The sequence below is a fragment of the Falsiroseomonas sp. genome (assembly GCF_041690465.1).
GTDB lineage: Bacteria > Pseudomonadota > Alphaproteobacteria > Acetobacterales > Acetobacteraceae > Falsiroseomonas.
This window is the reverse complement of record NZ_JAWLHG010000009.1, coordinates 128,871-155,061: the sequence shown is the minus strand read 5'-3', so window position 1 is coordinate 155,061 and position 26,191 is coordinate 128,871. Positions and strand designations below refer to the sequence as shown.

Below are 26,191 nucleotides of genomic sequence, written 5' to 3'. Positions count from 1 at the left end.
GTCAGGCGGGCAACGCGGGTGTTCGCCGATGCAGGTCGCGCAATGCGCGCATGCCCAGGCGCTGCACGCCGGCCCTGGCGATCACCGCATCGCAATGTCCGTTGCCGAACAGGCGCAACTCGTCCGTCCGCCAATGCGGTTGGGCGCGCGGGTGGTGGCGCTGGATATCGCCAATATCCTCGGCTCCGTTCGGATGCAGCGCCACATAGGTGAGGCCAGGCGCGGTGGGCGCGAGGAGGGCGGCATAGGCCGCCTCGGACTCGTTGGATGGCACGCCGGGCGTCATCGCGAAGCGGTCGAGCACCGGCAGGCCGGCTGCGTCGAATTCGGCCACCGCCTGCGCGTATGGGCCAGCGTCCACATTGCCGAGGCGCAGGACGGAGAGATAGCTGTCGAGTTCGCGCGGCAGCAGCAGCGGAAGGCGAAATTCGCGCGCGATGCGCAGCGTGGCGGGCAGCAGTTCCGGCAGAAGCGCCGCGCCCATGTGGGTGTCCAGGTGCGTCACGTCGACGCCAGCCGCGAGTGCCCGTTCGAGCTGTGCACGCATCTCCTCCTCGGCCGCCGCGGGGCTCACGGCGCGACGCAGTGCGAGGCAGTCACGCCAGAAATATCCGTCCGGATCGAGCAGCCCCGATGCGTCGCTTCGCACCGCAACGGGGCCCCAGCGGTAGCCGTACCATTCGCTGGTCAAGGTGAGGTGCACACCGAGATCGAGCGACGGATCGGCCGCAGCCTCGCGCGCGATCTCCGGAAACCAGGGACAGGGGACCATGATGCTGCCGCAGTCGATGCGGCCGGCGCGGGACAGTTCCAGGAAGGCGCGGTTGGCACCATGACACATGCCTACATCATCGGCATGCAGCACGACGATTCGCGTGTCGGCCGGCAGGCCGAGCAGGTGAAGCGTCGGGCTCATGTGCGATCCAGCATCCAGCGCAGCACCAGCGGTATCTGTGCAGCCATCATCGAGTAGCCGTGGTCGGCCAGGGCGCCCTTCGCGCGCGCCGCAACCAGCAACGGCGTGTCCGGGCGGTTGACGATGTCATAGACGAATGCGGGAATCAGCGACCGGTCGCAGGGGAGCCGGCTGTCATTGCCCATGCCCAGCGGCGAGCAGTTCACCAGCACCTCGCTCGGTCCGAGGTCGGGGATGACCGGCAGCCCCGGGAATTCCGCGAGCAGAACCTCGGCAAGCGCGGCCGCGCGCGCCGTATCGGGATCGTGGATCGCAAGCGAAGCGGGGCGCTGCGCAGCGATTGCCATCGCCACGGCCCGCCCTGCCCCGCCGGCTCCCAGCAGCTGCACGCGCCGCCCGGCGAGCGGGATGCCTGCCGACTGCGCCGCCGCCAGGAAGCCGGCGCCGTCCACCATGGAGGCTTCCCACCCGCCCTGCCCGTCCGGACGCAGGAGGTTGGCGCTGCCGGAGCGGCGCGCGGCCTCGTCGCACCGGCCGATCCGGGCTGCGTCCTGCTTGTGCGGAATGGTGCAGACGACGCCGCCTAGGTTGCGCAGATGCGTCACCCCGGCGAGGAAGCGTGACAGCGTGCCCGACGGTACGTGCGCCGGCAGATAGGCGCAATCGTGCCCTGCAGAGGCGATCGCCTCCGCATACTCGGCATAGCCCTTGGTATGGCCAATCGGGTCGCCGGCGAGGAGGATGAGCCGCGTACGCCCAGAGATCATGGTTCCACCACCAGGGGAGAAGGGAGATCCGCGTCCTGCGCGCGGAACAGTAGCCGCAGGGTGACGCGATCGGACCTGGCGCCATCCGGAGCCTCGGCCTGCAGTTGTACGGCGTGGCTGGCGTTGCCCTCGAAGCGGAAGCGTCCGCGCGGATCGCTCGTCGTGCGCTGCTTCTCCGTGTTGACCACGAAGGACCGCTCGAACAGCAGCACCGTCGCGCCCGCGACCGGCTGCCCTGCGGAATCTACGACCCGGCCGCGCACCACCCCGGTGGCGTTCGCGGCAACGTGGATGTTCCAGCCGAGCACGAGCAAAAGCAGCGTGCCCGGCACGACGACCCAACGCGACAGCAGCCACCGTGGTGCCCTGCTCATCCCTTCGTCGCCCCCTGCGTCAGCCCGCGGATGAAGGCGGATTGCGCCATCAGGAAGACCAGGATGCCGGGCGCAAGCACCAGGCAGACGAAGGCGTAGAGCGCGCCGGTCGTGTCCTCCATGTAGGAGAGGAAGCGCGCCAGGCCGAGCGGCAGCGTCTGCATGTCGGCATCGCGCGTCACGATCAGCGGCCACATGAAGCTGTTCCACGACCAGATAAAGGCGAGGATGACGTTCGTCGCGATCGCCGGGCGCGACAGCGGCAGCAGCACATGGGCGATGATGCGCCACTCCGACAGCCCATCCATCCGCGCCGCCTCCACTAGGCTCCGCGGCACGGCTTCGAAGGCGGATTTGTAGATGAAGATGCAGATGATGGTGGAGAGCAGCGGCAGCGCGAGGCCGAGATAGCTGTTCAGCAACCCGATCCGGGCGGTGATGAGATAGGCGGGGATGATGGTCGCCTGGAACGGGATGAGCATGCAGGAGAGCAGCAGCAACACGACCAGCTTCTTCGCCCGGAAGTTCTGCGTCAGCGCATAGGCTGCCATCGCGTTCAGCACCACGTTGCCGACCACGGCGAGCACCGAGACGATGATGCTGTTCAGCAGGTAGCGCGGAAAGGGAATGAGGTACCAGACGTCCACGAAATTGTAGGGATGCGGGTCCAACGGCAGCAGGCGGGGCGGGTAGGTGTAGATATTCTCGTTGGTGATCGCGGTCTTGAGTACCCAGTAGAAGGGCAGGAGCATGATGGCAGACACCACCAGTAGAACGGCATGCCTCACCCAGGGGATGCGGCGCCGCATCATTCCTTCTCCACGGCGCCAGCGTTCCCGCCTGCCAGCCGGTTCGCCGCGAAGGTCAGCACAAGAAGCAGCAGGAACTGCACCACGGTCACGGCCGCCGCGTAGTCGAACTTCGTCTGCCCGAAGCCGAGCTTATAGATGTAGGTGATCAGCAGCTCCGTGGCGTGGCCAGGTCCGCCATTGGTCATCACATAGACCAGGTCGAAGCTGGTGAAGCTGTTGAGCAGCCCGATCACGGCGCAAAGGAACAGCGACGGTCGCAGCATCGGCAAGGTGACATGCAGGAACACCGCATGCCGCGGTACGCCATCCACGCGTGCCGCTTCATAGAGGTGCTGCGGGATCTGCTGCAGCCCAGTGAGCAGGATGATCATGTAGAAGCCGATCACCTGCCAGATGTCGGTGAGGATCACGCTCGCCATCGCAAGGTCGAAGGACTGCAGGAAGCCGAGCGGGCGATCGATAAGTCCGGCGCTGCGCAGGGCCCAGTTGATGAATCCGCCGCGCTCGTCGTACATCCAGCGCCAGATGATCCCGACCGCCACCGTCATCAGCGGGTAGGAGAGGAACACGATGGTCCGATAGACCGGCGCGGCCTTGAGATCGGAGTTGACCAGCAGCGCGATGCCAAGCGCGAGCACGATCGCCACGGGCGCGGCAGCGATCCAGACCAGCGTGTTCCACAGCGCGACCCAGAAGATGTCGTCGTAGAACAGCATCTCCTCGTAATGCTCGAAGCCGACCCATTGCGCGGGGCGCATCGGCGACCACGACTGGAACGAGAGCACCGCGTTCCAGCCCAGTGGGATCACGCGGTACAACAGGAAGATCGCCAGCGAGGGCAGCAGGAAGCAGAAGACGAGCAGACCCTGCCGCGTCCGCTTCCTGCCCCACCAGCCGGCGGCCGCCGCACTCACCCGCGAGACAGCTCCCGACCCACCCGGCGCTCGGCGTCGGCCAGGGCACGGGCGGCGGTCTTGCGGCCGAGCAGGGCGCTTTGCAGCTCGGGCCAGAAGGCATCCTTCACCCGTGCATCCTGCGGCATCGGCCAATTGCCCACCATCTTGTCGGTGTGCTCCAGCTGCGTCGTCAGCACGGCATGCACCAACGGGTCCGAGCTGCGCAGGGAAGTCAGCAGCGCCTGGTCCACCTGCGTATTGCCGGTCAGGATCCGCCGCTGCGTCGCCAGTTGCCCGGCCTGTTCGTTCGCCGTGACATGCTTCACGAATTCCCAGGCGAGGTCCGGGTTGCGGGAGCCGCGCGAGACGCCGAGGCCGTGGCTGTTCGGTGTGGAGAAGCCGCCCGGCGCATGCGCGACGCCGAGCGTCTCGCCATTGACCCAGCTGCCCTGGCCGCGGATGAAGAAATAGGCGGGGCTGTGCGCGTGCAGCATGCCCACATTGCCGGCGGCGAACGCACCATTCGGCTCCACCCAGCGTCCGGTCCAGGAGATCTTGTTGATCGCACCTCTGTCCGAAGCACGGGCCAGCTTCTCCAGCACCTCGACCGCCTTCGGCGTGTTGAAAGCGGGGCGCTTCAGGTCGGGCGTCAGCAGCTGCACGCCGTTCATGGCAAAGAGCGGCCAGTAGAGCCAATCGAAGTTCAAGGTCAGGAAGCCGGTGTTCTCAGCCTGCGCCATGCGGCTGGCAAAGGTCAGGATATCGTCGAAGCTCTGCGGCGGGCCGGAGAGGCCGGCGCGCTGGAACATGGCCTTGTTGTAGAACAGCAAGGTCTTGGTGATGTAGAAGGGCAGCATGTAGTTCTTGCCGCCTAGCGTCCAGTTCGCCAGGTAGCCGGCGTTGAATCGGCTGCGCACCTCCGGCTCGGCGGCCAGGCGCGGTGTCATGTCCATCAGCGCACCGCTCGCGGCGTATTCCAGCCACAGCGCGCCCTGGGTGTTGATCACGTCGGGCGGTGTGCCGGCGGCGAGCTGCGTCTGGTAGAAGGGCGGCAGCTCGGGTCCCTTCTTGTCCAGCCACTCCACCTCGGCGCCCGGATTGGCGCGCTGGAAACTGGTGATCCAGCCGCGGATCAGAGGCTCCTGGTCGATGATGTTCCATGTAAGGAAGCTGATGCGGCGCGTGGTCTGCCCGATTGCCGGAGCGGCGAGCACCGCCGGCGTGAGGGCGGTAGCCTTCAGAAGCGTACGCCGTGACAGCATGACCGTCTCCTCCTGTCTTATCCCCTGCCGGGGGGTCGTTGCGGTGAAGCCTAGGCCGAGACGGCCTCCTCGTTCCATGGAATCTCGCGCCCCTCGCGGGCGGAGCGCTCGGCCAGGATGCAGCAGCGCACGGCGTCGCGGGCGGCTTCAGGTGGCACCAGGGCATGCCCGGCGCGGAAGCCCTGGATGGCCTGCTCCGCCTGGGTGACGAGTTCGTAGACCTCCCCCGTCTCGGTCAGCGGCACGGCCTCCGCGGCCTCGCCCGGCTGTGCCCGACCGCGGAACAGGTGCAGGCTGGCAGTCGGCGCGAAGCTGCGGTCCATCGCGGCGGACCAGAGGCTGCGAATCGCGCCGGCATCGCCCAGGACGTGCAGCGCGACATGGTGTTCGAAGCCTGCGACCACGGTGTTCAGCGTGGCGAATTCACCGCCGGCGAAGCGTAGCGTCACCGCCAGCGCGTGCGGCATTGCCGGGTCGCCCTGCGCCACCGCACGCAGCGCGACCGGGCTGCCCCAGGAGGTGCCGTACCACAGCAGCAGGTCGAAGAAATGCACGGGCTCCTCGAGGACCCAGGAGCCGACCGTCGCGCGGTCGTAGCGCCAGCCGCCAGAGCCTGTGCGGTAGGGGAACCGGAACAGCGAAAGGCTTGCATGCCGCGCCGCGCCGATGGCGCCTTCCTCGATCAGCGCCTTGATGCGCCCCCATTGCGTGGAGACGCGCAACTCATGGCCGATGGTCAGCACACGGCCCGATGCCTTCGCGGCGGTGACCAGCTTGTCGCAATCGGCAAGCGTCAGTGCCATCGGCTTCTCCAGCAGCACATGCTTGCCCGCGCCCAAGGCCATGAGGGCCAATGGCGCGTGCTGCGCATTCGGCGTCGCGATCACCACCGCCTCGATCGCGGGATCCGCCAGCACCGGCGCGATGTCACGGTGAACCGCCACCCGCGGCCGTTCCTCGCGCGCCGCCGCGGCGCTCGCCTCGCCGTGGGCGACGATGGCGGCCAGCGCGGCGGAGGGCGCGGCTTCCAGCGCGCGTGCGTGGTGCCGGCCCCAGGCGCCATAGCCGATCAGTGCCACCTGCATCATGCGAGCACGGCACCAGGCATGCGCGTCACCTCCTCGGTCGCGGTGATCGTGCAGTCCGGATGGCGCTGCGCATAGCTTGCCGGCACGGCAGGCGTGACCGGCCCGTGCAGCAGCTTGCGGAGGGCCGCGGTCTGCCAGGGTCGGTTCATGAACAGCCGCAGCTTGCGTGCACCGAGGATCTCCCGCATGCCGACCGTCACGGCATGCTCGGGGATCAGGTCGATGGCACCGCGTGTCGCCGTCACCGCATTGATCGTCCGCGTCTCGCGCGTGAGGCGCAGCACGCGGGTCGGGCGCTGCGCAAACTCCTCTATGTCCATCGGCTCGCCGGGTTCGGGCGGCTCGTTGAAGGCGATGTGGCCGGCGATGCCGACGCCGCCGAAGCAGACGTCCACGCCACCATGCGCGGCGATCAGGCCCGGCACCTCGTCAAGCCGCTGCGGATCCGGGAAGACGATGCGGGGTGCGTTGCCGGGCGACATCGCATCCGTCATGTGCCGGCGCATGTGTCCGCGGAAGGAGAGCGGATCATCCTCGGGGATCCATGCGCCCGCTGGCGTCAGGTACTCGTCCATGCCGAGCAGCAGCAGGTCGGCCAGCGAGATGCCCCGCGCGCGGCAGAGTTCCGCGAGCACGCCGTATTGCCCGACCGGCCCGACCGGCACGATGAACACCACCGTTGCGCGGCCTGCCTGCCGGGCCGCGAGGTACTCCGTCAGCAACGCCTCCGCGAAGGCTGCCGTGAGCGCAGCCGCATCCGGCACCACCGCCAGCCGGATGGACGTGCCACGCGCCAGCGCGTCGGCCGGAATGCGCAGCGGATCGGTCATATCCGCGCTCCCTCGGGCGAGAACAGGTGGATATCGTCGGGTGCGAGCGCGAGCCGCACCGCCTCTCCGGCGCGCCGCACGCTGCGCGGCGGCACGCGCACATGCAGGTCGGTGCCGCCGATGTCGAGCGTCACCAGCGTCTCGCTGCCAAGCGGCTCGACGACGATGGCCGGACCGGTGATGGCGGCTGGCGCCTCGCTGCCGGGCGGCAGCCAGATCAGCCGCTCCGGCCGGATGCCGATTGTGGCGCCGCCCTCGGGCGCGGCGCGCGCGATGGGGAGTGTCGTTCCGTCCGGAAGCACCGCCCGCCCGTCCGCGACGCGGCCGGCGAGCAGGTTCATCGCCGGCGCGCCCATGAAGGCGGCGACAAAGGTGGTGGCGGGATGATCGTAGATCTCCTCCGGCGTGCCGACCTGCTGCACCAGCCCGCCCTGCATCACGACAATGCGGTCGGCGAGCGTCATCGCCTCCACCTGGTCGTGGGTGACATAGATTGTGGTGGCGCGCAGGCGGTCGCGCAGCCGCTTGATCTCGGTGCGCATCTGCACGCGCAGCTTGGCGTCCAGGTTGGAGAGCGGCTCGTCGAACAGGAACACCTTGGGGTCGCGCACGATGGCGCGACCCATCGCGACGCGCTGCCGCTGGCCGCCGGACAGCTCGCGCGGACGACGCTCCAGGAGATGCGCGATGTCCAGCACCCCGGCCGCCGCCTCGACGCGACGCGCGATCTCGGCCCGCGAGGCGCCGCGCCAGCGGAGCGAGAAGCCCATGTTCTCGGCCACCGACATGTGCGGGTAGAGCGCGTAGTCCTGGAACACCATGGCGACGTCGCGGTCCTTGGGGTCGCGTTCGTTCACCACTGCGCCGTCGATGAGAATGCGCCCATCCGAGGCCTCCTCGAGGCCCGCCACCATGCGGAGGATGGTGGACTTTCCGCAGCCGGACGGGCCGACGAGCACGACGAACTCGCCATCGCCGATGGCGAGGTCCACGCCATGAACCACCTGGACGTCGCCAAAGCGCTTGCGAACGCCACGGAGCTCGACCGTCGCCACGCCAACTCCGTTTCCATCCCCGCCGGATGCTAGTCATGGGCCGTGGGGCAAGGCAAGCGCCGCGGCGGGTAGGCCGCGGCGCGCAGGTTCAGGCTGGCGCGCCGTGCATGATGAGTGCGGCGAGGTCCGCAGGCGTCAGGCCCCGCACCGGCCTGTCGGCCACCTTGCGCCCCGCCTTGAGGATCACGACACGGTCGGCAACCGCGACAACATCCGGCATCGCGTGGCTGACCAGGACGACGGTGCGGCGCTCGGCATGGAGGCGGCGGATCAGGTCCAGCACCTGCGCCGTCTCCTTCACGCCGAGCGCGGCGGTGGGTTCGTCCATGATGACGATGCGGGCGTCCCACCGCAGCGCACGGCAGATCGCGACCGCCTGCCGCTGGCCGCCGGAAAGGCGCTCCACCGGGGTGTCCAGATCATCGATCGTGATGGCGAGCCGTTCGAGGAAGCCGCGGCTCATCTCCGCCATGCGGCGCTTGTCGAGCAGGCCGAAGGGCGGCCGCGTCAGCTCCGAGCCGAGGAAGACGTTCTGCCAGATGGAAAGCCGGGGCGCGACGGCGAGGTCCTGGTAGATGGTCGCAATGCCGCGCGCGAGCGCATCCTGCGGGCTGCGCAGCGTGACCGCCTGGCCATCCAGCGTCACAAGCCCCGCGCTCGGCGCCTGTGCGCCGGCCAGGATCTTCACCAGGCTGGATTTGCCCGCGCCATTGTCGCCGCAGAGCGCCAGGACCTCGCCCGCCGCGACATCGAGATCCACCTCCCGCAGCGCTGTCACGGCGCCGTAGGACATGCCGATGCCGCGGAGGGAAAGCAGGCTGGTCACGAGCGCGAGCTAGAGGAACCGGCGGACGTTGTTGGCATCCACCAGGAAGGCATCCATGAACAGGTAGGGGCCGGAGGTGATCGCGCCCTTCGGCTCGTTCTTCAGGACGATGCGTTCCACCGCCTCCACCGCACGCGTGCCCATCTCCTCGAAGGGGATGGTGACGGTCGCCATCAGCGTGCTGTCCGGATCGGCGATGCGACGATAGGTTTCGGCGCCGCCATCGATCGAGACGAGCTTGATGCGGCCCTTCTGAACGCCGCGCGCCTTCAGCAGATCGTCGATCACGAAGGCCTGGCCGTCGAAGCTGGCCCAGATGCCCTGGGTCTGCGCGCCGTGGCGCAGCAGCAGCGCCTGGAAGCCCTGGCGCACATCGTCGCGCCAGGAGGCGGTGCGCGCCATGGTGTGCGTCCCGAGCACGCGCACGCCGGTATTCTCGCTCAGCACGACGTCCAGCACCTTGCCGCGGATGCGCGTGCCGACATTGCCCTCGAAGCGCTGCGTCAGGATGTTGCCCTGGTAGCCGAGCTCGCCGAGGAGCCACAGCGCCGCCTCGGCGCCCACCTTGTATTCGTTGACCTGGATATCGAACAGCGTGTGCGTCGAGGCGCCGGACATGATCGTCACCACCGGCACGCCGGCTTCCTTGGCGCGTTGGAACTGCGCCTCCGCCTCCACCGGCTTGCCCATGCAGACGATGATGGCCTTCGGCCGGCGGCCGATCAGCGTGTCGAGCTGCTCGGCATGGCGCGGCAGCGCCCCCTCGCTGTTCAGCACCGTCGCATCCCAGCCCTTGGCGCGTGCGGCGGCCGCGGCGGCGTTGGCGGCGCGCGCATGCGTCTCGCTGCTCATCTGGAAGCCGATGATTGCCACATCGGTCGCCTGCGCCCGAGCGACCACCGGCGCAGCCAGGGTGGCGGCCAGAGCGGCCCCGCCCAGCATCACGTCGCGACGCTTCGTCTCCGTCATGGGTCGTGTCTCCTCACCTGCGAAAATTGAGCTTCTTCACGAAGGGTGCCTTGCCGGTTCCACTGGCGGACAGCGCCACCGAAACCAGGATGATCGTGCCGAGCACGATGTCCTGCCAATAGTATTCGGCACCGAGCAACACGAGCCCGTTGCCGAGCACCTTCAGCGTGAAGGCGGCGAAGAGCGTGCCCGGGATGTTGGGCCGCCCCGGCTCGAACATGCTCATCCCCAGCAGCACGGCGGCGATGGCATAGAGGAAATGGTCGTTCGCCATCGCCGGCGCCGCGGAGGAGAGCGAGGACGCCAGCAACACCGCCGTCAGCCCGGCGCAGGCTCCGGCCAGCGTCAGCGAGAGGCGCTTCATCCCAAGCGTGTTGATGCCGGCAAGCCGCGCCGCTTCCTCCGCCTCCCCTGTGGCGACGAGGTGCGCGCCGGTGCGCGTCCACTTCACCAGCAGCCACGCGGCCAGCGATGTCGCGCCCAGCAGCCAGACGAGGTTCGGCACGCCGGCCAGCGTGCCGCGCGCGATGCCGGTGAAGGAGGAGGGCCACCGACCGACGAAGGCGACGCCCTGCGTCAGCATGAAGGAGAGCCCCTTCGCGATCGCCGCGACGCCGAGCGTCGCGATCAGCGACGGCACCTTCAGCACGGTGACCGCGACGCCGTTCGCCACGCCGCAGACACTCCCCACCGCCAGCCCGGCGGCCACGGCCAGCCAGGGTGCCGTGCCGGCATGCACCAGGGCGCCGGTGACCACCGCCGCGAGCGAAGCGACCTCCGCGACGGAAAGGTCGATCTCGGCGGTCACCAGCGCCAGGGTGAAGCCGATGGCGAGGATGCCGAGGAAGGCGGTCTCCTTCAGGATCAGGGCGAGGTTGTCCATCGTCAGGAAGACCGGCGCCGTGGCCGCGAAGGCCAGGAAGAGCACCACGCCGGCAAGCGCCGTCCCATAGCGTGTCAGCACGCCGCGCATGCATCCCCCGGCCGTTGTCGCGCCAGCATCGCGCCGGGCCGCCGCCGCTTCAAGCCGGCCCCGCCAGGGCACGCGAGATTGGCGCGACGGCGGCCTCGGCCTGGCGGAACAGCGCATGCAGCCGGAGTGCCGCGGCGTGGCGCACCGGGTCCGGCTCGAACCGCGCGGCGGGTCGCACGAGCTCGTCCTGCAGCTTGGCGAGCGGCGCGCCCTCCAAGGCGGCGAAAGCGGTGATGGCACAGCCGAGCAGGCCGGGCTCGGGGCAGCCGGTCAGCACCACCGGGCGGCCGAGCACATCGGCGCGGATCCTCGCCCAACCCGGCGTGCCGCCACCGCCGCCGAGCCGCAACTCCCCGGCGTGTCGGCCGGTCGCGGCCTCCGCGCGCTGCAGCACCGTCAGGTTGTTCAGGGCAATCCCCTGCATGACGGCGCGCACCAGATCCGCCGTGCCGTGCGTGCGCGAGAGGCCCAGGAAGGCGCCACGCAGCGCGGGATCCCAATGCGGCACGCGCTCACCGGCCAGGCTCGGCAGGAACAGGATCGGCACGGGGTCGCCCGATGGCGGGTCCGCCGTGGCAACGCCCAGCCCGCGCAGCCAGGCCAGCGCATCGGCGCCAAGCTGGCTCGGGCCGCCGAGCTGCCACAGCCCGTCCCAGTCCACGGTGAGCAGCCCCTCCGCCCGCGCCGGCGCATCATGCAGCAGGCCGAGCACTTCCGTGGTGCCGGAGATGCAGTAGGCAAGGCCAGCGCGCATCGCGCCGAGCCCCGTCACCGCCGCCCAGGTGTCGTTCGCCATCGCGAGCACCGGCACGCCGGCCAATGCGCCGAGCGCACCCGGCAGGCCTGCGCTCACCGGGCCGACCACCTCGACGGGTCGCCGCAGCGGCGGCAGCAGCGGTGGCAGGCCGAGGGGCCGCAGCAGATCGGCGGCGGCTGCGAGGCGGGCGGAAGATATGCGATCGGACGCGACCACGCCCGTCAGCCTGCGGTTGAGTTCGTCCTTCGGCTCGATCGCGGCGAAGGCGCGCACCATCACCGCGGGCTCCGTCTGCGCCAGCCAGAACAGCCTTGCAAGTGGATGGAAGGCATTAATCTCGGCGGCTTCCGCATGCGTCGCGGGCATCAGCGCGCGCAGGGCGGGCAGCGCCGCCTCGGCCCGCGTGTCGCTCCAGAGGATGGCGGGACGCAGGACGTTTCCGGTTGCGTCCAGCAAGACCAGGCTGCGTGTGAAGGCTGAGATTGCGATGGCGCGCACGGCTGCGAAGCCCTCGGCGTCCTCGCGCCGCAGCACCGCCGCACCGGCCAGCAGGCCCTGCCACCAGGTCTCGGGATCCGCCTCCTCAGCACTGCGATGCGGCGCGGCGTGCAGGGCGCGTAGTTTGCCGGAGCGGTCCACCAGCGCGCAGCGCAGGCTCGAACCGCCGAGATCCACGGCCAGTACCGTTGCCTGCATCGTCATGGTTCAGCGCTCACCCGGCACGACCACGCCGAAGCCTCCTGCCGACCGCAGAAGCAGGCTCCACGCAGCCCGCGGCGGATGGCGCCAGACGTGCCGCCGTCGACCTCCCACCGGTGGCGCCGGGATGGCGAGCAGGCGCGCGCGGCGCACACTGTGCCGCGCGCGGCCCGATCACCCGGCGCGGATGCCGGTGGCGCGCACCACCTCGCCCCACACGCGCAATTCCTCCGCAATGAAGGCGGTATACTGCGCCGCTGTCATGTCCGGCGCATCCGCGGTGAGTGTCACATAGCGCTCGCGGATGGCGGGTTGCTGCAGGATGGCCCGGATCTCCCCGTTCAGGCGATCCACGACCGGCGCGGCCATGCCCTTCGGGCCGGAAACACCGAACCAGGAATAGGAGGTCATGCCCGGCAGGCCGCTTTCGACCAGGGTCGGGACCTGCGGCAGGTGACGGTTGCGTTCGGCGTCGGCGACCGCGATCGCCTTCACCGCGCCGTCGCGGATGTGACGGATCGAGGAAGGCAGCCCGTCCACCATCAGCCCGACATTGCCGGCCATGACATCGAGCAGCGCCGGCCCTGCGCCGCGGTAGGGGATCGGGTTCATCCTGATCCCGGTCGCCAGGCCGATACGCATGCCGAGCAGGTGCGTCGTCGTGCCGTGGCCGGAGATTGCGAAATCCAGCCCATCCGGCTTGGATCGGCCGAGACGGATCAGATCCGCCACCGTCTGCGCCTCGTAGCGCGGATGCACGATCACAGCCGAGGAGGTGGTGGCGGCGATGGCAATATGGGTGAAGTCGGCCAGCGGATCGTAGCGCACATTGGTGAACATGCTCGGCGAGATGCCGTGGGAGGCGCTGTTCGAGATCAGCAGCGTGTAGCCATCCGGCGCCGACTGCTCCGCAACCTGGCCGGAGGCGAGCGTGGCGCCGGCACCCGGGCGGTTGTCCACCACCACAGGCTGGCCGAGACGCGACTGCATCTGCTCGGCCAGGATGCGCGCGACGATGTCCGTCGTACCGCCCGGCGCGAAGGGCACCACCAGACGGATGGAGCGCGACGGCCAGGGCGACTGCGCCAGCGCCGGCAACGGCAGCAGCGCCGCGGCGGACAGCAGCGCACGGCGTTGAATGGCATGGGTCATGTTCCGTCTCCTCATTGTCGTTGGGCGAACCCTATGGCGAAGGCAGCGGCGCGTCCAGGAAGCGCAAGCGGGTGCCGCGATCTCAGGCCGCGCCAGCAGCGTGACGCGCGGCGAGCCAGCCGAAGGTGAGCCCGCGCATCAGCGAGATGCCGGCCTGGTAGCCGGCGCCGGATTCCGTCGGCGCCGCGGCGTTGCCACAGGCGTAGAGTCCCGGGATCGGCCGGCCACGGACATGCTGCACCCGCGCATCCGGATCGGTCAGCAAGCCCGCGGCCGAGATGCCGCCAAGCTTGATCCGAACGGCGCAGAAGGGCGGCTCCGCCAGCGTGCCGAGATTCGGATGCGCGGCATGCGGATCGCCGGCGGTGGAGCGCGCAAAGGCGGAGGAACCGCGGCCATGCTCCGGATCCTCGCCGCGCGCGGCGCCTTCGTTGAAGCGCGCGATGCTGGCGGCCAGCGCCGCTGGCTCCAGTCCCAGCATGCCGGCGAGTTCCTCGACGCTGTTCGCGCGCATCACCCACTCCGGCACCGGCGCACCGGGCGGGCGGCGGGCGAAGCTGTAGCGGCGGAGATACTGCGCGTCGAACAGCATCCAGGCCGGCAGGTTGGGATGCCGGTGCAGGCCGAGGTCGAAGCGCGTCAGCCCGGCGACGACATGCTGGAACTGGCTCTCATCGCAGAACCGGCGCGCCTGGTCGTTCACCACCATGCTGTGCGGGTAGGAGAGGCCGCGCAGGCCGGCGCTGAAGAACACCTGCTCGCCGGGCTCCTCCGGCGAGGGGATCGCATATCCGACCAGCATCGCCAGGTTGTTCGGCACCCGCCATACGGCGGCGCCGAGCTCGCTGCCCATCAGCATCCCGTCGCCCTCGATGGATTTCGGGAAGATGTTCATCCAGTCCGGCAAGCCTTCGAAGCGGTTGACCAGCTCGGGGCTGCCCTCGTAGCCGCCGGTGGCGAGGACCACGCCGCGGCTTGCGCGGATGCGCAGCGCCGAGCCGCGCCGCGAGCCTTCCAGCCCGACGACACGGCCATCCTCGACCAGCAGCCGGTCGGCGCGGAAACCGGCCATGATGGGCGTGCCCGCTGCCATCAGCCGGGTCACGAACTGGCCGACCAGTGCCGGGCCGGCGGCGAGCAGGCGCCGCTGGCGGCGGGCCTCCAGCTCCTCCTCGGGCCAGCGCTGACGGGCGCCGAGGCCGCCCCAGGCGATCGCATCGCCCCAGCTCACGCCGGCCTCGTTGTAGACGCCCTCCTCCAGCCGCTCGCCCCATTCGCCGAGCGCGTCACGGGTGATCGGCTCGGCCTCCACCAGGCGGCCATCGGCCACCGAGCCCTCGGCCTGCGGGTAGTAGTGGTCGGGCAGGCCGCGCAGCAACCGGAACGGCACGCCAGCCGCCGCGAAGTCGTGCAGCGCGATCCGCGAATGGTGCAGGTACGCCTCCGTCATCGGCGCCAGCGCGTAGCCCCCGGAGAGGAACTGCATGTAGCGCCGCGCCGCATCAAGGCTGTCGGGCATGCCGGCTGCAGCGGCCAGGTGGTTCTCCGGCACCCAGAGCCCGCCGAGCGACGAGGCGGTGGCACCGCCCAAGCGCTCCGACTTCTCGACCAGCGCGACGCGCAACCCGCGGGCCGCGCCGGCCAAGGCCGCGCCGCAGCCGGCGGCACCGGTGCCCACCACCACCAGATCGACTTCCAGCTCCGCCACGCCGAACGCTCCGCGCCGTTACCCCCGGGTCAGGTGAAGTCTTGACGCGCAGCGGCGCGCTGGCAAGGCTCGCCCCGTCCAGGAAGAGCAATGCGATGCCCGAAGCGCCCGTCCCCCGCTACCCCACCTTGTTCAGCCCGATCCGCCTGGGGCCCAAGACGGCGCGCAACCGCAGCTGGATGAGCGCGCATGCGACGCTGCTGGTGAAGGACCACGTGTTCACCGACGAGCATGTCGCCTACTACGCCGAGCGCGCGAAGCATGGCGTCGCGGTGATCACGATGGAATGCATGGCGGTGCACGAGACCTCCCTGCCCTATCGTGGCAAGGCGCTCTCCTTCGATCCGCGCATGGTGCCGCAATATGCGAAGATCGCCGAGGCGGTGCACGCGCATGGCGCGCTTCTGCTGGCACAGCCCTGGCATCGCGGGCGGGAGACCAATTCGGTCGCCTCGGGTGCGCCGGTCTGGGCGCCTTCCGCGGTGCCCTGCGCCGTCTATCGCGAGATGCCGCATGTGATGACGGTGGCGGATATCGACGCCATCCGCGAGGGCTACCGGCTGACGGCGCGGCATGCGCGCAGTGGCGGGCTCGATGGCGTGGAGGTGCACTCCATGGCGCATGGCTACCTTCTGAACCAGTTTCTCTCGCCCGCTACCAACCATCGCAACGACGCCTTCGGCGGCAACCTGGAAAACCGGCTGCGGCTGGTGATGGAGATCATCCAGGCCACCCGCGAGGAATGCGGGCCGGACATGGTCGTCGGTGTGCGCATCAACTCCGATGACGGGCACGAGGGCGGGCTGCGGCCGGACGACTGGGCGGAGATCGCCGCGGGCATGACCGCCTCCGGACTGATCGACTACGTCTCCTGCAGTCATGGCACCTATCTGAACCGGATGCTGATCTACCCGACCTCGCCAGAGAGCCATGGCTACCAGATGGCGGCGACGCGCAAGGTGAAGCAGGCGGTGGACAGGCCGGTGGTCGGCGTCGGACGCATCGTCAGCCCTTCGGAAGCGGAGAAGCACCTGGCCGCCGGGGATTGCGACTTCGTCGCCATGGCGCGCGCGCTGATCGCCGATCCGGAATGGGTGGCCAAGGCGGCGCGCCACGAAGGCGAGGAGATCCGGCCCTGCGTCGGCGCCAACTGGTGCATGACCTCGATCTTCGCCCAGGCCCCGATCGCCTGCATCCACAACCCCGCCGCCGGCAACGAGAAGCAGCTCGGCAGCGGCACGCTGAAGAGCGCGGCGCGGAAGAAGAAGGTGGCGGTCGTGGGTGGCGGCCCCGGCGGGCTGCGCGCTGCGCTGACTGCGGCACAGCGCGGCCATGCCGTCACGCTGTTCGAGCGCGGGCATGAACTTGGCGGTCAGATCCGCCTGTGGTCGCGAGCCCCCTCGCGTAGCGAGCTGCTCGGCATCGCCGACTGGCTGGAACGACAGGTCGTGAAGGCGAAGGTGGATATCCGGCTGCAGACCATCGCGACGGAGGAGATGCTGGTCGCGGATGGCTACGAGGCGATCGTCGTCGCGACCGGATCACGCGGGCTGCGCCATGGCTGGACACCGCTGCGTCCGGAGAAGTGGAAGGGCGCGGCAGTGCCCGGCACCGACCAGCCCAACGTGCTCTCCTATATGGAAGCCCTGCAGGAGCGTACTGCGCCGGGCCGACGTGCGCTGGTCTACGATGGGCTTGGCGGAAGGCAGGCTGTGGTAGCGGCGGAGTACCTTGCGACGCAGGGTGCCGAGGTGGAGTTCGTCACCTGGCTCGGCCAGACCGCACCGGACCTCGCCGGCAGCCGCGATTGGGGCAAGACCTACGGCATGCTCAAGCGCATGGGCATGCGCTTCGCATGCGATCTGGAACTGGTCGCGATCGAGGGCACGACCGTACGCCTGCGCGACATCTACACGAGTGCCGAAGTGGTGAGGGAAGGCATCGACACGGTGGTGCTGGCGCTTGGCGCGGAGGCGCAGGATAGCCTGTTCCACGCGCTGGCGCCACGCCGCACGCAGGGGCTCGACCTGCATCTGATCGGCGATGCGCTGGCGCCGCGCCGCGCCGATGCGGCGATCCGCGAGGCGGAGATTGCCGCGCGGCGCATCTGACGTTACGCGCCGCGCTCCAGCAGCAGCGTGCCGGAGGCGTGCATCCGTGCACGCCAACCGGGCGGCACCAGCGTGGTCGCATCGAACTGCATCACGATGGCAGGCCCCGCCAGGGTATCGCCAGCACCGAGCGAACCGCGGTCGTGGAGCGCCGCCTCGCACGGCCCGTCCGGCAGATGCATGACGTGCGTGCCGACCGGCTGCGCGCCCCGCCCGGCGGTCAGCTCTACGGGCGGCGGGTCGGGCAGCCGGCCGCGCGCCTCGGTACGCAGCGTGACGAGCTCGGGCCTGCCCTCCGGCAGGTCGAAGCCATAGAGTGCGCGATGCGCGGCCGCGAAATCGGCCTCGGCCGCCGTGGCGCTGCCGCGCCACGGCACCGGCAGTTCGGAGCCCTGCCCCGCATAGCGCATCAGCACCACCGGCGTGATGCTGCGCGCCGCCTCTGGCACGGCCTCCTCGGCGAACCACTGCAGCGCCGCCGCTTCGAGTTCGTCGAAGGCCTGCGCCACTGCCTGGTCGGACTCCGCCTGGCCGTGCCGCAGGCTGCGGGTGAACTCCGCACCCAGATCGGCGGCCAACAGCCCCTGCGCGCAAAGCACGCCGGGATAGCGCGGCACCAGCACCGTGCGGATGCCGAGCAGGTCCGCCAGCGCTGCACCATGCAGCGGCCCGGCGCCGCCGAAGGCGACCAGCGCGAAGTCGCGCGGATCATGCCCGCGCTCCACCGAGACCACGCGCACCGCGCCGACCATGGCATTGTCCACGATGGCGAGCATCCCGCGCGCTGCCGCCTCCACCGACATGCCGAGCGGTTCGGCGACGTGCCTGCGCACCGCATCGCGCGCGCGCATCGCGTCCAGCTGCATGCGGCCGCCGAGCAGGCGTGGCGGAAGGTGGCCGAGCGCGACATGCGCATCGGTGACCGTCGGCCGCTCACCGCCGCGCCCGTAACACGCGGGCCCCGGATCCGCGCCGGCGCTCTCCGGCCCGACCGTCAGCGCCCCCGAGCCTGCGATGCGCGCCAGCGAACCGCCACCGGCGCCGATCGTCACCATGTCGAGCATCGGCAACGGCAGCGGCCAGCCGCCGACATGCCCACGCTGCGTCAACCCGATCTGCCCACCCTTGATGAGCGAGATGTCGGCCGAGGTGCCGCCGATATCCACCGTGATCAGATCCGGGAAACCGGCGGCCGCCGCTTCGGCGCGCGCACCGACCACGCCGGCCGCGGGCCCCGAAAGCGCCGTCGTGGCCGGTGCGCGGCGGATCACCGCGGCTCCGGCGACGCCGCCATTCGACTGCATCAGCAGCAGCGGCGCATGGATGCCGGCATCCTCGAGCCGTTTCTCGATGCGGCCGACATAGGTCGACACCGCGGGCATCACCTGCGCGTTCAGCACAACCGCGAGGCTGCGCTCGTACTCCCGGATCACCGGCAGCACCTCGGTCGAGGCTGAGACGGCCACATCGGGCGGAAGTTCGGCGCGAAGAATCGCGGCGACACGGCGCTCATGGTCGGGGTTCGCATAGGCGTGCAGGAGGCAAACCGCGACGGCGTGCATACCGAGCGCGCGGCACTTCGCGGCGGCGCGACGCACCGCCGCCTCGTCGAGCTTCTGCAATTCGGTTCCATCGGCGGCGATGCGGCCCGGCACCTCCAGCACACGCGAGGGCGGCACCGGACGCCGCGGCTTGACCCAGGCGAACAGATTCGCAGCGCGCGGGATGTCCTGCCGGCCGATCTCCAGCACATGCCGGAATCCCTCGGTCGTGATCAGCGCAGCCGGCGACGCCTTGCCTTCCAGGATCAGATTGGTCGCCACCGTCGTACCATGCAGCACGCGGCCCACCTCCGCCGTGTCGCGCCCGGCCGCCTCGACAGCCAGACGCAGACCGGTGAGGAAAGCCTGCGACGGGTCCTGCGGCGTGCTGGGCGTCTTCGCCGTCCAGGCCTCGCCGGTGGCGAGATCCTGCAGCGCGACATCGGTGAAGGTGCCGCCGATGTCGATGGCGACAACCAGGAGGCGAGAGGTGTCAGCCGAGGACATCGGCATACTCCCCGCGATGGAACGCCTTCGCCGGGGGGCGGTCCGCGCGCCGTCGTCCGGTCGCCGCCGCGTCCACAGCGCCGTCGCGCAGCATCACGCCATAGTCACGCTCGGCGGACGGTTCGCTGACGAAGCCGCTCTCGACGTCGGCGAGCACGTCCTCCGCCGGCCGGTCGAAGGGATGACCATGGCCACCGCCGCCGCCGGTCTCGACCAGCAGGATATCGCCGCGCACGAGCCGGTTGCCGTCGGAGAGCGGCGCCAGCACGCGCTCACGGTCGGTGCCCGAGTTCACCACGGCACGACCGGGCCGGCCCGACTGCCCGCCGGCAACGCCCCAGGGCGGGCAGACGACGCCGTCGATCCGCACGGCGAGCACGGCCTCCTCGGCCAGGATCTCGTATTCCCGCACGATGCCGCAGCCGCCACGGAAGCGCCCCGGCCCGCCGCTGTCACAATGGATGCCGTAGCGCAGCAGCCGCGCCGGATACTCGGCCTCGAGGAACTCGACGGGGTAGTTCTCCTGCGCGACGAAATAGACGGCGTCGGTGCCGTCTGCGAAGGCGCGCGCGCCATAGCCGACGCCGATACCATCGCTCATCAGGAAGGGCTTGCCATCGGCCAGCCCGCGCAGCAGCAGGATGACATAGGCTGCATGCGCCGCCGGCGCCTGGCTGCCGGCGGCGGCGGCCAGGCCGTTCAGCGCGGCGAGCATGCGCATCATGGTGAGGCCGCGCATGCCGAGCGCCGCAGGCCAGCGTGGCCGCAGCAGCGAGCCCTCGCGCAGCTTCACCTCGTCGATCGCGCGCGGGCCGCCGGCATTGGTCACCTGCGTCGGATCACCGCCGAGCAGGAAGAGGCCGAGCGCCATGCCGGGCACATCGGGATTCATCAGGTAGTTGACCGGGCCGGGCGACTGGTCGTCGGTCTCGGTCGCGTCGAGGATGAAGCGGCCATCGGGTGCGTGCGTCAGCGCGAAGCGCAACGCCAAAGGCCCGCTACCCCTGCCATCGCCGTCGATGCGGTCGGTGAAGCGGTGCGTGCCGACCGGGAATATCTCCCGCAGCCTTGTGCGCACCTGCTGCTCGGTACGAGCAAGCAGTTGGCGCAGCGCGTCGTCCAGGATGTCGCCGCCGAAGCGCGCGGCGATCTCCGCCATTCGTGTCCGCCCGAGCCCGACACTCGCGAGCAACGCGCGCAGGTCGGCCTGCGCCGCCGACGGCCAGCGGGAGTTGCGGAAGAAGATGCGCAGCGCCGCCTCGTTGACGCGCCCCTCATCAACCAGCTTGGTCGGCGGGACGATGATCCCCTCGTGGAAGATCTCGGTGGCATCGGGCGAGATGGAGCCAGGGCGCAGCCCGCCAATGTCGGCGAAATGCGCCCAGGCCATCACCAGCGCGACCCGCCTGCCGCCGTGGAAGGCCGGCGCAAGCAGAACCTGGTCGTTGGAGTGGCTGACGGCGCCGTCCGAGCCGTAGCAGTCGTTATACCAGTAGACATCGCCAGGCCGCATGCTCTCGGCAGGAAAGTCGCGAAAGACCGGCCCGCAGACGTCGCCGAACACCGGCACGTTGGAGCCGACGCACATCACGCCGTGGGCATCGAACAGCGCGGTGTAGAAGTCCTTCTTCTCGCGGATGAAGGGGGACATGGCCGTGCGCTCGATCAGCGCCTCCATCTCCGCCTGGGCGGCGCGGATGGCGCCGCGGATCACCTCGAGGGCGACGGCATCGCAGCTTCGGTCCATGCGGTCTCCGGTGGCGGGATGGTGGCGCGAGGCTAGCACGCGCGCGTCGCCTGCCAAGCCGCATTGCACGCCGCACGCCGCGCCGGTAGCGTTCCATCATCAGGCGCGGGGTTGGCGATGGACGGCGCGACGAAGGAGCAGGTGGGGGCCGAGCCGCGGCAGGCGCCGGATGCGGTGACGGTCGAGATCATCAAGGGGGCGCTGCGCTCGGCGCAGGCGGAGTGCGAGGCGCTGCTGGAACGCACCGCCATGTCGCCGGTGATCCGCGAGAAGCAGGATTACTTCATCGGCTTCTACTGCGCCGACGGCCGACTGATGACCGGCACCAAGCTGCCGCTGTTCGGCGACGTGCTGCGACCCATTCTGAAGCGCTTCCCGGCCGAGGAGATCCGGCCTGGCGACATCTTCTGGTACAATGACTGCTATTTCTCGCGCGGCGGCGTCTCCCACACTTCGGACCAGGTCTTCGCCACGCCGGTCTTCGTGGACGGCCAATTGGTCGCCTTCGCACAGAGCTGGGCGCATTTCCGCGACATCGGCGGCGCCTGGCCGGGATCGAACACGCCGGGCACGGAGAGCATCTTCCAGGAAGGCATTATCGTGCCGCCGGTGCGGCTCTACCGGGAAGGCGTGCTGAACACCGACCTGTTCGAGACCTTCGTCCGCAACTCCCGCTTCCCCGAACATGCGCGCGGCGACACGCGGGCGCTGACGGCGGCGGTGCGGCTGGGCGAGAAGCGGCTGCTGGAGCTGTTCGCGCGCTTCGGCACAAGCAAGCTGCTCGGTGCGGTGGATGCGATGATCGACCAGTCCTCCCGCCTGCTGCGCCGGCGGCTGAAGGAGCTGTTCCCACCCGGCGGCACCTGGCGCTTCGCCGATCGGGTGGATGCGGATGGCAAGGGCGGCGGCCCTTTCACGGTTCGCTTCAAGCTGGAATCGCGCGAGGATGGCATCACGCTCGACGCCACCGAATCCGATCCGCAGGCGAAGGGCCCCATCAATTTCCTGATGAACCCGACGGTGCCGAACACCGTCTTCGGCCTCTACCTGCTGACCGACGAGCCGGGCCTGATGATGAATGAGGGCCTGCTGACCGCGATCGAGGATGTGCGCACGAAGGAGGGCACGATCATCCAGCCCGCTTGGCCGGCGCCGCTGGGGCAGCGCTCGAATTCGCTGGCGCGCGTGGTGTCCGGCTGCCTCGGGCTGGTGGCGCAGGCACGCGGCGGCGACAGCCCGGCGGCAAGCTCGATCTACACCATCTACACGCTGACCGGCCGGCAGCCGCGTGACGGCTCGCTGTTCTACAAGTCGGGCGGGCACGGCACCGGCCAGGGCGCGCGGCCCTTCGCCGATGGGCTCGACGTGATCTACTATGTCGCGCAGCAGAACTACCCGATCGAGTTCCTCGAATCCGACATGCCGGTGCGCATCCGCACCTATGCCATTCGCTGCGATTCGGGTGGGCCGGGCCGCTGGCGCGGTGGCTGCGGCATGGTGCGCGAGATGGAGGTGCTGGTGGATGGCGCCACGCTCAACACGCGCATGGACAACGTCGACAATCCGCCCTGGGGCGTGAAGGGCGGCCAGAGCGGGCGGCCAGGGCGCTTCATCATGAACCCCGGCACGTCGGAAGAACGCGAGCTGCCGCGGCTGGCGCAGGGCATCCCGACGAAGAAGGGCGATGTCGTCCGGATGGAAAGCACCGGCGGCGGCGGCTGGGGGCACCCGCACGACCGCGAGCCGTGGCGCGTGCGGCAGGATGTGCTGGGCGGGTTCGTCTCGGTGGAGGCTGCACGCGACGACTACGGCGTGGCGCTGCGCGAGGGAAAGGAGCGCGAGGTGGACGAGGAGGCGACGGCCGCACTACGGGCACAGCGCCCGAGGGTGGACGGCCTGTTCAACAGGCACGGCGTCTATCGCGACGCGGATGCGTGGTGGGAGGCAATGGCGAGCTGATATTCCTTGCTCCCCGCCCACAGGGGAGCGTGGGGCCCGCCGCTACGGTGCCGGCACCTCCACCACGAGGTTGCCGAACGCATCCGTCGTCGCCACGTCGCCCGGGTGCAACCAGGTCGTCGCGTCCATCTGCACCACGATCCCAGGGCCGCGCAGCACGGCGCCCGCGCCGAGATCCTCCCGTCGCCAGATCGGAACGCTGGACGCACCGTCCTCGAACTGCACCAGCGCCTCATCCGCTGGTCCGAAGTGACCGGCAGGTGCGATCTGCTCCGCCGCAGGGCCAGGCAGACGACCAAGCGCGGTGACCTCCAGCGTCACGATCTCCACCGCCGTGTCACGCTGGGCGAAGGTGTAAAGGCGCTCATGCTCGTCGTGGAAGCGCTCGATGGCGGCGGCGAGCGTCGCAGGATCGGCGCTGCGGCCGGGCCAGTCCACGAACAGCTCGAAGCCCTGGTGGACGTAGCGCATGCCGGCACGCCAGCGGATCTCCCGAGCTGCTTCCGACACGGATTCGCCCGCCAGCCAGGTGGCCGCCTCCGTATCCAGCGCGGCGAAGGCGCGCGCAAGCGGTGCGGGGTGGGCGACCGGCGCGCGCAGCATGACGGTGCGCGCGAACTCGTTGCGCAGCGGCGCGGCGAGCAGCCCCTCGGCGGAGAGCACGCCGGGCCGCCCCGGCACCAGGATGCGCCGCATGCCGAGCAGCCGCGCAATCGCGCCCGCCTGCAGGGGACCCGCGCCGCCGAAGGGCAGCAGGGCGAATTCAACAGGGTCGTGGCCGCGCTGTACGGACACTACGCGGATCGCACCGGCCATGGCGTTGTCCGCTACCGCGACGATGCCGCGCGCGGCATCGTACAGGGAGATGCCGAGCGGCCGCGCGACCCTATTCTCGATGGCGCGCGCCGCCGCATACACATCCAGCCGGATCGCGCCGCCGAGCAGCGCGGGCGGCAGGCGGCCGAGCACCAGATTGGCATCCGTCAGCGTCGGTTCTTCGCCGCCGCGGCCATAGGCGACCGGGCCGGGATCGGCACCCGCGCTTGCGGGGCCCACCAGCAGCGCGCCCTCCGGCGAGACGCGCGCGATGGACCCGCCGCCGGCGCCGATCGTATGGATGTCGATCATCGGCAGCGTCAGGGGCCAGTCGCCGACCTTGCCTTCCGTCGTCAGGCGCGGCTCGCCGTCGATCAGCGAGATGTCGGCCGAGGTGCCGCCCACATCCAGCGTAATCAGCTTCGGATGCCCTGACAGCAGCCCGACCGCGCGCGAGCCGACCACGCCGCCCGCCGGACCGGAGAGCGCGGTCTGCACAGGCTGCTTCGCCGCGCCTTGGCCGCGGATCACGCCGCCGGAGGACTTCATCAGCAACAGCGGCGCGGCGATGCCGCCCTCCCGCAGCCGATCCTCGATCCGGCGGACATAGGTGGAGACGGCGGGCATGACATAGGCGTTCAGCGCGGTCGCCATGCTGCGTTCGTATTCGCGGAAGACGGGCAGCACCTCGGTGGACAGCGTCACCGGCACGCCTGGCAGTTCCTCCGCCAGGATGGCGCCGGCGCGGCGTTCATGCTCCGGGTTGGCGTAGGCGTGCAGGAAGCACACCGCGACGGCCTGCACGCCGAGCCGGCGAAACTCCGCTGCCGCTTCGCGTACGTCCGCCTCGTCCAGCGGCGTCACCACGGCGCCGTCGGCGTCCAGGCGCTCGCGCGCCTCCATCACATGCTCGGGCGGGATCGGGCGGCGGCGCTTCACCCAGGCGTAGAGATCCTCGTGGCGCGGAATGTCGTGGCGACCGATCTCCAGCACGTGCCGCAGACCGGCAGTGGTCAGCAGCCCTGCGCGTGCGCCCTTCTGCTCGAGAATGGCGTTGGTGGCGACCGTGGTGCCGTGCAGCACATGCGTCACCTCGCCCGGCGCACGACCGGCCAGCGCCAGCACCTGTGCGATACCCTCTGCGAAGGCGCGCGAGCGATCATCCGGCGTGGATGGGACCTTGGCTTCCCAGCGGCGCCCGCTGCCGCGATCCACCAGCACGATGTCGGTGAAGGTGCCCCCGGCATCCACCGCGACCGAGAGCGGCCCGCGCCCCTCGCGTTCCGCGTTCCCAACCTGCTCCGCCATGGCAGCCCCGCCCATTCCGGTGCGATGCTAGGAGGCATGGCGCGGCATCGTCAAACCGGGTGCGGCGGCGTTCACCAAGCCTCAGCGGCGATCTCCACCACGACCTTGCCGGCCGGGCCCGCCTCCTGCGCCGCATGCGCCTCCGCGGTGCGCTCAAGGGGGAAGAGACCGGCCACGGGCAGGTGCATCCAGCCTTCGGCCACCGCGCGGCAGGTTACCTCCACGGCCGCGTCACGTGCCGCGCCGTCCAGCAGCATGGCCTGCACGAAGCGCAAGGTGACCGCCTTCTTCGCGAACACATAGTAGTCCAGCACGGGCCGCGGAGCGCGCGTGGAGGAATAGGCGGCGATGACGCCATGCGGCGCGATGACCGCGCCGTCGAGCGCCTGGTTGGCACCGAAATCCACCTCGATGATCCGGTCCACGCCGCGGCCGCCAGTGAGGTCCAGGATGCGCGCCGCCGCCCGCGGGTCGCGGTAGTCCAGCGCCTCCGCCGCGCCGGCCTCATGAGCGGCACGGCGCTTGGCCTCGGTGCTGCCGGTGGCGATCACGCGTGCGCCGGCCTGCGCCGCGAAGCGAACGGCTGCCATGCCGACCGCACCGGCACCGCCCTGCACCAGCACCGCCTGTCCCGCGATGGGACCATCCGAGAACAGCGCGAGATGTGCCGTGAGGCAGGGAACGCCGAGGCATGCCCCCTGCGTCATGGTGACGCCTTCCGGCAGCTTGGCGGCCTGGTTCCCCGGCAGCGCAACAAGCTCAGCGCAGGTGCCGCGGCCATGCCGCGCGCCGAAGGCCCAGACGCGCTGGCCGATGCGCGAAGCCGGCACGCCCTCGCCCACCGCGATGACGACGCCGGCGCCGTCGCTGTGCGGGATCACCGGTGCGCCCTGGTGCAGCACGCCGCGCCAGCCGGCACGCGCCTTGGTGTCGTGCGGGTTCACGCCGGAGGCATGCACGCGCACCAGCACCTCGCCCACGGCGGGCTGCGGATCGGGCAGGTCCACCAGTTCCAGCACCTCGCCCGGCGGGCCGTTCCGTCGCCACTGGATCGCGCGCATCGCACCCCCCGCCTTGCCGCGCGGCGCGCGGCCTGTTGTCATCGCCGCAGCCTATCG

General features: G+C 70.2%; 21 protein-coding genes. 2 read left to right on the top strand and 19 right to left on the bottom strand.

The genetic code is table 11. The features are described from left to right. Position 1 precedes the first annotated feature (1 nt). The 15 genes from ACESM1_RS11925 to ACESM1_RS11855 form a co-directional block, all read right to left on the bottom strand. A complete protein-coding gene (locus ACESM1_RS11925) occupies positions 2-916 on the bottom strand; it encodes a polysaccharide deacetylase family protein (protein ID WP_372620321.1) in 915 nt (304 codons plus the stop codon). Next, a complete protein-coding gene (locus ACESM1_RS11920) occupies positions 913-1,683 on the bottom strand; it encodes a shikimate dehydrogenase family protein (protein WP_372620320.1) in 771 nt (256 codons plus the stop codon). Before ACESM1_RS11920 ends, ACESM1_RS11925 begins: the two co-directional genes overlap by 4 nt. After that, a complete protein-coding gene (locus tag ACESM1_RS11915; protein ID WP_372620319.1) occupies positions 1,680-2,015 on the bottom strand; it encodes a carboxypeptidase-like regulatory domain-containing protein in 336 nt (111 codons plus the stop codon). The genes ACESM1_RS11920 and ACESM1_RS11915 overlap by 4 nt, the downstream gene beginning before the upstream one ends. A gap of 38 nt (positions 2,016-2,053) precedes the next feature. After that, a complete protein-coding gene (locus tag ACESM1_RS11910) occupies positions 2,054-2,866 on the bottom strand; it encodes a carbohydrate ABC transporter permease (protein ID WP_372620317.1) in 813 nt (270 codons plus the stop codon). Further along, positions 2,866-3,783 (bottom strand): carbohydrate ABC transporter permease, encoded by a 918-nt coding sequence (locus tag ACESM1_RS11905; protein WP_372620315.1) that lies wholly within the window; start codon positions 3,781-3,783, stop codon positions 2,866-2,868. The genes ACESM1_RS11910 and ACESM1_RS11905 overlap by 1 nt, the downstream gene beginning before the upstream one ends. Further along, positions 3,780-5,027: an ABC transporter substrate-binding protein gene (locus ACESM1_RS11900; RefSeq protein WP_372620314.1), complete on the bottom strand. Its 1,248-nt coding sequence runs from the start codon at positions 5,025-5,027 to the stop codon at positions 3,780-3,782. The genes ACESM1_RS11905 and ACESM1_RS11900 overlap by 4 nt, the downstream gene beginning before the upstream one ends. 50 nt (positions 5,028-5,077) lie before the next feature. Beyond that, complete coding sequence (locus tag ACESM1_RS11895; RefSeq protein WP_372620313.1) at positions 5,078-6,115, bottom strand: Gfo/Idh/MocA family protein; 1,038 nt, start codon at positions 6,113-6,115, stop codon at positions 5,078-5,080. Then, positions 6,112-6,945 carry a hypothetical protein gene (locus ACESM1_RS11890; protein ID WP_372620311.1) on the bottom strand — a complete coding sequence of 278 codons (834 nt, stop codon included), beginning with the start codon at positions 6,943-6,945 and terminating at the stop codon, positions 6,112-6,114. The genes ACESM1_RS11895 and ACESM1_RS11890 overlap by 4 nt, the downstream gene beginning before the upstream one ends. Next, positions 6,942-8,000 carry an ABC transporter ATP-binding protein gene (locus ACESM1_RS11885; RefSeq protein ID WP_372620309.1) on the bottom strand — a complete coding sequence of 353 codons (1,059 nt, stop codon included), beginning with the start codon at positions 7,998-8,000 and terminating at the stop codon, positions 6,942-6,944. The genes ACESM1_RS11890 and ACESM1_RS11885 overlap by 4 nt, the downstream gene beginning before the upstream one ends. 88 nt (positions 8,001-8,088) lie before the next feature. Next, positions 8,089-8,826 (bottom strand): ATP-binding cassette domain-containing protein, encoded by a 738-nt coding sequence (locus ACESM1_RS11880; RefSeq protein ID WP_372620307.1) that lies wholly within the window; start codon positions 8,824-8,826, stop codon positions 8,089-8,091. A 9-nt stretch (positions 8,827-8,835) separates the two neighbouring features. Continuing rightward, positions 8,836-9,795: a sugar ABC transporter substrate-binding protein gene (locus ACESM1_RS11875; protein WP_372620306.1), complete on the bottom strand. Its 960-nt coding sequence runs from the start codon at positions 9,793-9,795 to the stop codon at positions 8,836-8,838. Positions 9,796-9,808: 13 nt separating this feature from the next. Beyond that, positions 9,809-10,768, bottom strand: a complete 960-nt coding sequence (locus tag ACESM1_RS11870; RefSeq protein WP_372620304.1) for an ABC transporter permease — start codon at positions 10,766-10,768, stop codon at positions 9,809-9,811. Between the two features lie 49 nt (positions 10,769-10,817). After that, positions 10,818-12,227, bottom strand: a complete 1,410-nt coding sequence (locus ACESM1_RS11865; RefSeq protein ID WP_372620302.1) for a xylulokinase — start codon at positions 12,225-12,227, stop codon at positions 10,818-10,820. A 171-nt stretch (positions 12,228-12,398) separates the two neighbouring features. Continuing rightward, a complete protein-coding gene (locus tag ACESM1_RS11860) occupies positions 12,399-13,376 on the bottom strand; it encodes a Bug family tripartite tricarboxylate transporter substrate binding protein (protein WP_372620300.1) in 978 nt (325 codons plus the stop codon). 82 nt (positions 13,377-13,458) lie between these two features. Continuing rightward, positions 13,459-15,084: an FAD-dependent oxidoreductase gene (locus tag ACESM1_RS11855; protein ID WP_372620298.1), complete on the bottom strand. Its 1,626-nt coding sequence runs from the start codon at positions 15,082-15,084 to the stop codon at positions 13,459-13,461. 95 nt (positions 15,085-15,179) lie between these two features. Here ACESM1_RS11855 and ACESM1_RS11850 point away from each other — a divergent pair, with 95 nt between their 5' ends. Further along, a complete protein-coding gene (locus ACESM1_RS11850; RefSeq protein WP_372620296.1) occupies positions 15,180-17,195 on the top strand; it encodes an FAD-dependent oxidoreductase in 2,016 nt (671 codons plus the stop codon). A gap of 2 nt (positions 17,196-17,197) precedes the next feature. Here the strand turns inward: ACESM1_RS11850 and ACESM1_RS11845 are convergent, their stop codons facing one another. Both ACESM1_RS11845 and ACESM1_RS11840 read right to left on the bottom strand, forming a co-directional pair. Then, positions 17,198-19,243 (bottom strand): hydantoinase/oxoprolinase family protein, encoded by a 2,046-nt coding sequence (locus ACESM1_RS11845; protein WP_372620294.1) that lies wholly within the window; start codon positions 19,241-19,243, stop codon positions 17,198-17,200. Further along, on the bottom strand, positions 19,230-20,990 hold the full coding sequence (locus tag ACESM1_RS11840; RefSeq protein ID WP_372620293.1) for a hydantoinase B/oxoprolinase family protein: 1,761 nt from the start codon (positions 20,988-20,990) through the stop codon (positions 19,230-19,232). Before ACESM1_RS11840 ends, ACESM1_RS11845 begins: the two co-directional genes overlap by 14 nt. A gap of 117 nt (positions 20,991-21,107) precedes the next feature. On the opposite strand from ACESM1_RS11840, the gene ACESM1_RS11835 reads away from it, so the two are divergent. Beyond that, on the top strand, positions 21,108-22,949 hold the full coding sequence (locus ACESM1_RS11835; RefSeq protein ID WP_372620291.1) for a hydantoinase B/oxoprolinase family protein: 1,842 nt from the start codon (positions 21,108-21,110) through the stop codon (positions 22,947-22,949). A 42-nt stretch (positions 22,950-22,991) separates the two neighbouring features. Here the strand turns inward: ACESM1_RS11835 and ACESM1_RS11830 are convergent, their stop codons facing one another. Further along, positions 22,992-25,073, bottom strand: a complete 2,082-nt coding sequence (locus ACESM1_RS11830; protein ID WP_372620289.1) for a hydantoinase/oxoprolinase family protein — start codon at positions 25,071-25,073, stop codon at positions 22,992-22,994. A gap of 71 nt (positions 25,074-25,144) precedes the next feature. Next, positions 25,145-26,176: an NADPH:quinone reductase gene (locus ACESM1_RS11825; RefSeq protein ID WP_372620287.1), complete on the bottom strand. Its 1,032-nt coding sequence runs from the start codon at positions 26,174-26,176 to the stop codon at positions 25,145-25,147. Positions 26,177-26,191 lie beyond the last annotated feature (15 nt).

What these genes read in the sequence shown, in the direction of transcription:
- ACESM1_RS11825 (WP_372620287.1), bottom strand. Translation starts at nt 26,176, where the DNA reads ATGACAACAGGCCGCGCGCCGCGCGGCAAGGCGGGGGGTGCGATGCGC.
- ACESM1_RS11870 (WP_372620304.1), bottom strand. Translation starts at nt 10,768, where the DNA reads ATGCGCGGCGTGCTGACACGCTATGGGACGGCGCTTGCCGGCGTGGTG.
- ACESM1_RS11860 (WP_372620300.1), bottom strand. Translation starts at nt 13,376, where the DNA reads ATGACCCATGCCATTCAACGCCGTGCGCTGCTGTCCGCCGCGGCGCTG.
- ACESM1_RS11875 (WP_372620306.1), bottom strand. Translation starts at nt 9,795, where the DNA reads ATGACGGAGACGAAGCGTCGCGACGTGATGCTGGGCGGGGCCGCTCTG.
- ACESM1_RS11835 (WP_372620291.1), top strand. Translation starts at nt 21,108, where the DNA reads ATGGACGGCGCGACGAAGGAGCAGGTGGGGGCCGAGCCGCGGCAGGCG.
- ACESM1_RS11925 (WP_372620321.1), bottom strand. Translation starts at nt 916, where the DNA reads ATGAGCCCGACGCTTCACCTGCTCGGCCTGCCGGCCGACACGCGAATC.
- ACESM1_RS11865 (WP_372620302.1), bottom strand. Translation starts at nt 12,227, where the DNA reads ATGACGATGCAGGCAACGGTACTGGCCGTGGATCTCGGCGGTTCGAGC.
- ACESM1_RS11830 (WP_372620289.1), bottom strand. Translation starts at nt 25,073, where the DNA reads ATGGCGGAGCAGGTTGGGAACGCGGAACGCGAGGGGCGCGGGCCGCTC.
- ACESM1_RS11850 (WP_372620296.1), top strand. Translation starts at nt 15,180, where the DNA reads ATGCCCGAAGCGCCCGTCCCCCGCTACCCCACCTTGTTCAGCCCGATC.
- ACESM1_RS11845 (WP_372620294.1), bottom strand. Translation starts at nt 19,243, where the DNA reads ATGTCCTCGGCTGACACCTCTCGCCTCCTGGTTGTCGCCATCGACATC.
- ACESM1_RS11920 (WP_372620320.1), bottom strand. Translation starts at nt 1,683, where the DNA reads ATGATCTCTGGGCGTACGCGGCTCATCCTCCTCGCCGGCGACCCGATT.
- ACESM1_RS11900 (WP_372620314.1), bottom strand. Translation starts at nt 5,027, where the DNA reads ATGCTGTCACGGCGTACGCTTCTGAAGGCTACCGCCCTCACGCCGGCG.
- ACESM1_RS11910 (WP_372620317.1), bottom strand. Translation starts at nt 2,866, where the DNA reads ATGCGGCGCCGCATCCCCTGGGTGAGGCATGCCGTTCTACTGGTGGTG.
- ACESM1_RS11895 (WP_372620313.1), bottom strand. Translation starts at nt 6,115, where the DNA reads ATGATGCAGGTGGCACTGATCGGCTATGGCGCCTGGGGCCGGCACCAC.
- ACESM1_RS11840 (WP_372620293.1), bottom strand. Translation starts at nt 20,990, where the DNA reads ATGGACCGAAGCTGCGATGCCGTCGCCCTCGAGGTGATCCGCGGCGCC.
- ACESM1_RS11890 (WP_372620311.1), bottom strand. Translation starts at nt 6,945, where the DNA reads ATGACCGATCCGCTGCGCATTCCGGCCGACGCGCTGGCGCGTGGCACG.